The sequence below is a fragment of the Sphingobacterium sp. UBA1897 genome, assembly GCF_002337775.1.
GTDB lineage: Bacteria > Bacteroidota > Bacteroidia > Sphingobacteriales > Sphingobacteriaceae > Sphingobacterium > Sphingobacterium siyangense.
On record NZ_DDGR01000008.1, the window covers coordinates 1 to 5,282 of the forward strand.

Annotated in this window: 8 protein-coding genes; 5 read left to right on the top strand and 3 right to left on the bottom strand. The window is 39.9% G+C overall.

The window, feature by feature from the left end; translation table 11 throughout:
* Positions 1-152: helix-turn-helix domain-containing protein (locus tag B4N43_RS07230; RefSeq protein ID WP_286733813.1), on the top strand; the 152-nt coding region annotated here is incomplete at its 5' end.
* Positions 153-227: 75 nt separating this feature from the next.
* Positions 228-1,391: an FAD-dependent oxidoreductase gene (locus tag B4N43_RS07235; RefSeq protein ID WP_286733801.1), complete on the top strand. Its 1,164-nt coding sequence runs from the start codon at positions 228-230 to the stop codon at positions 1,389-1,391.
* Positions 1,392-1,481: 90 nt separating this feature from the next.
* On the opposite strand, the gene B4N43_RS07240 is transcribed toward B4N43_RS07235, so the two are convergent.
* The gene (locus B4N43_RS07240; protein ID WP_153848086.1) at positions 1,482-2,216 is read right to left on the bottom strand and encodes an SDR family NAD(P)-dependent oxidoreductase; all 735 of its coding nucleotides are present in this window, start codon (positions 2,214-2,216) and stop codon (positions 1,482-1,484) included.
* Positions 2,217-2,383: 167 nt separating this feature from the next.
* On the opposite strand from B4N43_RS07240, the gene B4N43_RS07245 reads away from it, so the two are divergent.
* The 3 genes from B4N43_RS07245 to B4N43_RS07255 all read left to right on the top strand — a co-directional run bounded on the left by B4N43_RS07245 (position 2,384) and on the right by B4N43_RS07255 (position 3,928).
* A complete protein-coding gene (locus tag B4N43_RS07245; protein ID WP_286733806.1) occupies positions 2,384-2,737 on the top strand; it encodes a winged helix-turn-helix transcriptional regulator in 354 nt (117 codons plus the stop codon).
* Positions 2,738-2,827: 90 nt separating this feature from the next.
* Positions 2,828-3,634, top strand: coding sequence for a hypothetical protein (locus tag B4N43_RS07250; protein ID WP_286733807.1), 807 nt, complete (start codon positions 2,828-2,830; stop codon positions 3,632-3,634).
* 69 nt (positions 3,635-3,703) lie between these two features.
* Positions 3,704-3,928 (top strand): hypothetical protein, encoded by a 225-nt coding sequence (locus B4N43_RS07255; protein WP_286733809.1) that lies wholly within the window; start codon positions 3,704-3,706, stop codon positions 3,926-3,928.
* An 87-nt stretch (positions 3,929-4,015) separates the two neighbouring features.
* Here the strand turns inward: B4N43_RS07255 and B4N43_RS07260 are convergent, their stop codons facing one another.
* Both B4N43_RS07260 and B4N43_RS07265 read right to left on the bottom strand, forming a co-directional pair.
* Positions 4,016-4,924: a hypothetical protein gene (locus B4N43_RS07260; RefSeq protein WP_286733811.1), complete on the bottom strand. Its 909-nt coding sequence runs from the start codon at positions 4,922-4,924 to the stop codon at positions 4,016-4,018.
* An 18-nt stretch (positions 4,925-4,942) separates the two neighbouring features.
* A partial coding sequence (locus B4N43_RS07265; RefSeq protein WP_286733812.1) for a hypothetical protein occupies positions 4,943-5,282 on the bottom strand: 340 nt, incomplete at its 5' end.

Genomic DNA, 5,282 nt, shown 5'->3' on the forward strand with positions numbered 1-5,282 from the left:
TGGAGGCCAAACGGCTGCTTTTTCATTCCGGGAAGTCAGTGAAAGAGATTGCGGATGAACTAGGCTACGATGACTTTTCCTACTTCACACGGCTGTTCAGCAAAGCGGTAGGAATGTCACCGACTGCCTTTACCGCTAAAAACCGCGAATAGTCCTAAAGTTACAGCATCTCGTTATTGTATCGCCTTTCTTTCCGCCGTTCCTTTGTATCATTAAAAAAGATAGAAATGTTGAGCGAAAAAAATATAGCCATCGTTGGAGGTGGTCCAGGTGGTCTGACATTGGCCAGGCTGCTGCAAATGAAAGGTGCACAGGTTAACGTGTATGAAAGAGATTTTAGTCAAGCCGCACGCGTACAGGGAGCTATTGTAGATCTGCACTTTGATTCAGGTCTTAAAGCAATGGAGGCGACCGGACTTATGGAGGCTTTTAAAGCAAACTACATGAAGGGTGCCGACAAATATCGTCTGCTTGATCCGCAGGGAAATATGCTGATGGATGAGAGTCAGCGAGACGAAGAACCTGTATTCGGAGATGAACATTTCCGACCAGAAATCGATAGGGGAGCGCTGAGAGATCTCCTAATCGACGGACTGCTTCCTGGTACCGTAGTTTGGGATAGCCAGCTTATAGGTTTGCGGGAACTTGAAGATAAATGGGAATTAAAATTTGAGAACGGAATGACCGCGGTTGCTGATCTGGTCATCGGATCTGACGGTTACCGCTCCAAGGTTCGTCCCTATCTGACAGATTTGAAAGCTCTTTATTCCGGAGCAGCAATTATCCAGGGCGAAATAGATCATCCCGAGATTGCATGCCCGGAAATGTACGAACTCGTTAATCAAGGGAATCTGATGGCTATGGGAGATGGGGCCACCCTGGTTGTCCAGCCTAGAGGTGATGGCGGATTCACTTTTTATGCAATCTCAATGTATCCGGAAAACTGGGGTATATCCAGTGGTATAGATTTTGGTAATCCTATAGAAGTTAGCGGGTATTTAAAAAAACATTTTGGAAATTGGAATCCTGTCTACTTCATGCTTTTTGAAGCCAGTGAACATTTCATATGGCGCCCACTTAACTATTTTCCTTTATCGATAAGGTGGGCTTCTAAAAGTAATCTTACCCTCATTGGGGATGCCGCGCATTTAATGCCTCCGAATGGTGAAGGCGTAAATCTGGCCATGTTGGACGCTTTGGATCTGTGTGAATGCCTAACCAGTGGAAGGCATGTCAACCTTAAAGAGGCAATTTCAGCTTATGAAGATATCATGTTTGAAAGGGCTGCGCCTCTTTGCATGGAAACAATTGACGGAATAAAAGATTTTGCAGCGCCAACCAACGAATCTGTAAAGGAATTTGTTAGATTGCTAAGTAATACTAAATCATAGCTCCAGCGGATAGCGTTTCAAGTGTTAATTCCAAGATTAGATATGATATACCTAGTGAGTAACACTAAGTATATCATAAACCGCGCTTATTTATCTGCGAATTGTAACACCGCCATCTACTGCCAGATATGAACCTGAAATATAAGAGGCTTCGTTTGAAGACAAGAAAACAATTGCGTTAGCAATTTCTTCAGCTTGTCCGATTCGTTTCAATGGAACTGCTGCTGCTATGGCATTTTTTATATCTGCGGGCGTTTGCTGATTCATAGGTGTATCGGTCAATCCGGGAGCAACCACATTTACTCTGATTTTTCTGTCTGCCAGTTCAGTAGCTGCGGTACGTGCAATCGCATCGACTGCACTTTTTGTAGCTGCATAAGCACCCATTTGTGCATACCCGCTCACAGAGACTCCAGATGAGATAAGAACAATGGAAGCTCCTTCTGATAAATGAGGGATTAGTTTTTGCAAAGTAAAGAATAGTCCTTTGACATTGATGTTGTAAAGGTCGTCAAAAACCTCTTCGGTTGTATCTTCAATTGAATATTGCTTTGCTATTCCTGCATTCAGTACAAGCACATCCACTTTGTTTCCGCTAGCTGCAACTGTTTCTGCCAATAGCGCAATATCTGCCAGTTTGGACGTATCTGAAGACAAGGTCTTCAGTTTTGGGCTATTAATACTTCCTGATGCTGCTTGCAGGGTATCGGTATTTCGGCCTGTTATCAATACATTTGCTCCTTTTTCAATAAATGTTTTAGCGGTAGCTAATCCAATTCCTGCACTTCCGCCGGTAATTACTACATTTTTATCTGAGAAATTCATCTTTTTAAATTTTTAATGATCGAAAATTCTATTCTAGTCAAGACTTTTTAAACTGTTTGTTTTTGAAATCGATTTCTTTAACTATGCAAATCTAAATTGATTAAATTTATTTTGGTAACTTTGTAACCAAAAGTAACAGTAACTTTTGGGTAACAAGGTAACTTATTATGGAAATAGAATGCTCGAATAACGACACAAGCAGAAAACAGATTATGGCTGTTCACGATGCCATGGATGTGTTGAATGGCAAATGGAAAATCTCAATAATATCGTCAGTTTGCTATTACAACAAACGGCGTTTTTCTGATATTTTAAACGATGTGAAAGGAATCTCCAATAAAATGCTCAGCAAAGAGTTAAAGGAATTGGAAATGAACCAGCTCATTAAACGGATAGTTCTCGACACGCAACCCGTAACGGTTCAATATCAGCTAACAGAGTACGGCTTGACGCTAAAAAAAATCATCAATACCCTCGCCGAATGGGGAACTGAACATCGAAAAGTGATTGTCGGGAAGTAATTCAAAATCTTCATTGGCCGAAACCTCGTCCATTATATTACGATAATTGGCCTACTGATTTTCGCGACCAAATAAAATAAATAATCAAGTATGATGAAATTTAAGAGTGTATTTTTATATATAAATCTTATACTTCTATCTATTAGCTGTAAGGGACAGAATAAAATCACAAAATCTGAAAAAGATATCTATGCTATCGGAACCGAAATAAAGCACTTCGATAAAGAACCGCATTATGGCGCAAGTATATCAACGAGTAATTGCTCGTTCGAAATTCTTATCAACGATGTTCCCGTTATTAAATACAAAGATAATTCAGGCGGAAGTTTATCGGGTTCGTACTTCCCTTTGAATTGGGACATTACACAAAAAGGCCCGCAAAAAATCACCCTTCGTCTCTTTCCAGGATTTAATCAAAATGCAAAGTCAATGCATTCATCATTGATGAGAAACTCTGGAGTTCAGATCAAAATCGAAAAATCCTTCATTGGTACAGATGGCAGTTGGGGTGATGAGGAAGAAGTGACTACTTACACCACTCCACAAAAAATAGTGGAAGGTAAAGAAGTTTCAACATTTGACGGAAAGAATTTTTTTGAGGACAGTTTTACTTTTGACGCCGAAGTTCCCTACAAAATAAACATTTTAGATAATGCCGAAGTTCTTTTTACAAAGAATAAAGATCAGTTACAAGCATTAGAAAAGGAAGTTGTTGCAAAATATAATGAGATAAGAGGTATATATCTAAAAGGCACGAAAGACGATTTGGCGAATGCTGTTTATGAAAAAGAAAAAAGACTTGCACAGCAAATGTATCTTTCTTCCGAAAAAATAAAAAACAATTGGGACAAAGAATATCAATTCCGAACAGATGAGGATTTAGAGTTTTTGATCTGAAACCCATTGAAAAATACAAAATGACTTTCTATGCTAACGGAAAACTAGTGTGTTTAGAGAAAATTAACAATGAAAAATCAGCATTGTGGGGAGGCTTTAAGCGAAAAGATAAAGGAGTTGGTACTACAACTTACATTCAGCTATATCTGTATCGCCAAAAAGATAGCAAGGAGCTTCACGTATATTAAGAATGGCATACCCTATAGTGTTAACGAATTTACACATCAAATTCTGCATGGTATAGCCGATGAAGTTTGTACAGAGAAATATGGAGAGTCGACAGGTATTTATTAAACCACCGACGTACAGAACTGCGTTAGCTGTTAATTCTCGAAAATGGTATATGACCGTACAATATACTGTATATCTAGTCAAATAAGTTCATTGGTCAAGCCAATGAACTATATTGAGCAAAAATTGCGCATGTTGTGCTGCGGCCGGATGGTTCATTCCTCTTTTTTCACTTTTGATGCCATGGAGTTGTGCCGAAAAAGGAGCACCATCTCCGAAAACCACAATCCTGCCTTTCCCAAATTGCAGGTAAGCGCCGTTTGCAAACCCTTTGCCCGACAATCGGGGAATATCCTCTGGAATAGGTCTTTTTATCTGATTAGCATCATTGGGTAGGTAGATATCATATTCTTCATTTAATAAAGAAATAATATGTGCCTTCGTTGGTACGATAAACCCAGTTCCACCCCAGCACATGATACTGTCTATTTCCTTACCTGATCCAGTGGTTATTTCATTGTATAACAGTGTTTCTCTCTCCTTTGAGAAGATCTCGGGACGTCCATTCTTAGGTAAGGCAAAACCGTTCACGATATGAATTCCAAATGCCGCACCAAGCTTTTGTACAGACCCGCCACAGGGCATGTGGTCGGTGACTAGAAATAGGCTTCCACCATCAAATACCCATTGACGGAGAGTTTCTATCTCCTGATCGGTAAAGGCTGAATAGGTGGGTAATTTCCAGTTTTCCGGATTATATAAGGCATTTATGCTGATATAGATTTTTACTTCTTTTAATTGATCGTAAGAGATCTTTTCTTTAACACTTCGGAGGCGATATCCATCAGTTAGAAGGAGATCTGAAAAAGGAGCGTAGGCTCCTCTCAGAGTAACCGGATTGTTGTGTGCCTCGTCAAATAGGAGTAGAGGTCCATCACCGATCCGGTGGTGCGGATCGGTAATGGGATAATGAAACTGTTCATCTGCTACCTGTTGGGCGCTAAGCTGAGCTGTACCCAGCAGAAGCAGCAGGAATAAGCAGGCAATAAATCTGTTCATAATATTTTTTTATTAGGATTATTGATCAGTTTTTAGCCAAAGATCATTTTCGAAACACTGCATTTGCTGCACCTTTCCATTGGCAACAGAAAATGTCAATGGGAAGGTACCATCATCATTGAGGAAGAAAAATTCAGAACGAGGAGTAAATGAAATTGTTTTGTTATCCCACAATTGCGTAAGCATTAAGCCTGTTGGGGAGGGTTCTATTTGAATCTTAAAGTTGTTGTCATTTACCTTTAGATAAGTTCCGGCAAGCTGTTTCAGTTGGGATGCGGTTAGAGTCGCAATTTTATTGGGGTCAAATGAGACGCGCTCACATACAATTCTACCCAGGATCTTGGTTTGGCTAAAATCG